Raw genomic sequence first — 2855 nt, forward strand, 5'->3', positions numbered from 1 at the left:
CTCGGGGCGGGCATGAGAGAGGCGCACCCCGAGCTGTCCAGGCCGTGGGGGTGCGCCTCTTGCTTTGATCATTCGATTCCGCCCTGACCAGGCGGTCGGGCATGCCGGATGGTGCTTCCATCTCGTGGCGGGGAACGGGAGTACTCGGGCGGTCGACGCGCCTTAACGGATGCTGCGGCCGTCCCCGGGGCCCGCTACCGCCAGGCACCGATCCGCAGAGCCGGCCATCGGGTGGTGGCGTGACCGCAGCGGGGAAAGAGACGGCGCTTCAACAAGCGACCTCCTGCTCAGGGGTGGAGGTGCGGGTGTTGCCGGGTGCTTTGAGCACGCGCGGCAGATGGACGTGCAGGTGCTCGACTTCGACCTGGCGGCCGCGGTCTCGAAGTGCTTGGGCAGGGAGTTCTGTGCGACCGCATGCACTTTTCCGGACTAAGAGGTCGTCCTTGGCTGTGCCTGGCGCAGGGCCCGGACGGCTTCGAGGGTTCACCCGCCGTTGCCGGTGACGGGCTGCAACGTCGTCATTTGTGATCGCGCAGGAAGGTGGGGATCTCGTCGCGGGTCGGGTAGTTCGGCAGGGGTGCTGGCTTGCCCTGAAGGAACGCAGTGATGACGGCGGCGGCCCGACCGTTGTTGTCGTCGAGGCCGTTCCACATGTGGTGTCCGACTCCGGGCATGTACTGCGTGCGTTGGATGGCGGGGTCATTGGCAAGGATGGCGGTCGCCCATTGACGGAGCTGGGAGGAGCACTCGGCGATCATCAGCATCGCGGGGGTCCGGGACTGGCGCAGATGCGGTGCGATGGAGGGCGAGTCCTTGACCGTCTGCTGGACGCGGAGGCTGGCGGCGGGGCTGAAGGAGAAGTTCTGTGCGGTGTCCTCAGCGGGGATGCGGTGCGCGTCGCGCGCGCAGTAGGCGGATGAGGTGTCACTGCCGAGGTCTGCGGCGGTGAAGGCGTTGTCACCTTCGGCCTGTCCGATCAGTCCGGTGGCGGGGCTGAGGAGTCCGAGTCGCATGAGGCCGAATGCCACGGCGTACCGGGGGACGTGCGTCGATCGCGGTCCGGTCATGGCCGGCGCGAGGCCCCGTGCGGATTTTCGGCCCTTGTGCCCGGTGATGTGCGCGGTGGGGCCGTCCATGGGGCCGGGTTCGGCGATGATCGCCCGGTGCAAGCGTGCGGCGACGCCAGCGTCGGCCAGGGCTCGGGTAAGCACGGCCCCGCCTGAGGAGAAGCCGAGGATGTCGACCTTGCCCTTGTTCAGGCGGTCGATGAAGGCGGCGAGGTCGCGGACCGACCTGGAGATCGTGTACTGGCCCATGGGGAGCAGGTCGCTTCGTCCGCCACCGGCCTGTTCATAGGCGTAGACGTCGTAGCCCTGGCGTGCCAGGAGTTGGAGGAACCGGTGGTCGAGCACCGAGATGCCACGGACCGGTCCGCCGTTGAGGTACACGAACGGAATGGGATGCCGGGTGCCGGAGTTCGCGGGCGGGTAGTGATACACCGCGACCCGGCTGCCGGTGGACAGGCTCCAGTGCTGCGTGGTCACGAACGGCAGGGCGGGCGGGTACCGCCGGGCCGTCGGCACGGTGGGGATGCAGACCGCCGCCGTCAATGCTGCCGCGACAACCACCGGCAGGAACGGCACGAGCCGCGCCGGCCAAGTGCGGCGCCGCCCCCGCCACATCGCGAGGACAGCCCCGACTCCAAGGGTCGTCAACCATGCGGCGAGCCCCGAGCCTGCCCCGTCTGTGAGGGCGATCAGTGCGAGAAAGACGACGACCAGCATCGCGACGGCGGCCAGGGCCAGCAGTAAGTGTCCGGTGAAGCGGACAAGACGTATGGCGGACGTGGGCACGGCGGACCTCCAGTTTCAGAACGCTGTTTCAAAACGACGTTATCAAAGAGAGTAGGCTGCTGGCCGTGGGTAGGCCGAGAACAAACGACGAGGCCGTCAAAGAGCGGCTTGTGGTGTGCGCGACCGAGATGCTCGCCACCCGTCCGCGGGAGTTGCTCACGGTCCGTGCCGTGGCCGCTGCTGCCGAGGCGTCGACGACGGCGGTGTATTCCTTGTTCGGTGGCAAGGACGGGCTGATCGATGCGGTGCGTGACAGAGCCGTCGCCGGCCTGTTCCAGGACCTGTCGGCGGCGCAGACCTCCGCGGACCCTCTCGCCGACCTCTACGCGCTGGCCGTCGCCTACCGGCGTTGGGGGCGCGGACACAGCCACCTGTACACGGTGCTGTTCGGTGGTGTGCAGTCCTTCGACCCGTCGGGGGAGGTCGGTGCCAGTGACCCGATCCTTCCGCTCCTCGCGGCGATCGATCGCGCGTTGGCGGCGTCCGTCCTCGGCGGCGAAGCAACGTCGATCGCCCTGTCGATCTGGTCCACCCTGCACGGGCTCGTGACTCTCGAACTGGCTGGGGCCCTCGACGCCGCCACGGCCGAGGCGGCCTTCCGATCGGCGATTCACGCCACGTTGCGCGGATGGACGACCCCGGCGGTGTTCTGCAGCCTTCGCCAAGCCGAACTTGCTCCTTGACAGGATCAGGGCCGGTATCCGGACCCTCCCGGTCCCTGCTGAGGCGGGGGTGCGTGCTCGGTGAAGACCGGCATGCCAAGGTCCACCAGCTGCGGCCGACCGTCAGTCGGAGCCCATTTGAGGCTGTTGAGCTTCGCCATCGCAGCGTCGAAGCTGACCTGGAGCTCCTCGACCTCACCGAGCCAGCCGTTGGCGCGGGCCTCGCGGATGCGTTCTCGGAGGTTCTAGGACGTGTTTGAGATGTGGTCACAGCGCCTGTCGTATGAGGGTGAGCTGGACGGTCGACTCGTAGCGGACGGCGAGCTTGTCGTACCTGGTC

At 68.0% G+C, this 2855-nt stretch carries 2 protein-coding genes; one reads left to right on the forward strand and one right to left on the reverse strand.

What is annotated here, in order from left to right; all coding sequences use genetic code 11:
* Nucleotides 1-518: 518 nt before the first annotated feature.
* Nucleotides 519-1853, reverse strand: a complete 1335-nt coding sequence (locus ACFVWD_RS57990) for an alpha/beta fold hydrolase (RefSeq protein WP_389607228.1) — start codon at nt 1851-1853, stop codon at nt 519-521.
* Between the two features lie 65 nt (nt 1854-1918).
* Between ACFVWD_RS57990 and ACFVWD_RS57995 the strand changes: the two genes are divergently transcribed.
* Complete coding sequence (locus ACFVWD_RS57995; protein ID WP_389607230.1) at nt 1919-2536, forward strand: TetR-like C-terminal domain-containing protein; 618 nt, start codon at nt 1919-1921, stop codon at nt 2534-2536.
* The last annotated feature ends 319 nt before the right edge of the window (nt 2537-2855 follow it).

Origin of the sequence: Streptomyces sp. NPDC058086 (assembly GCF_042885015.1) — a bacterium.
GTDB lineage: Bacteria > Actinomycetota > Actinomycetes > Streptomycetales > Streptomycetaceae > Streptomyces.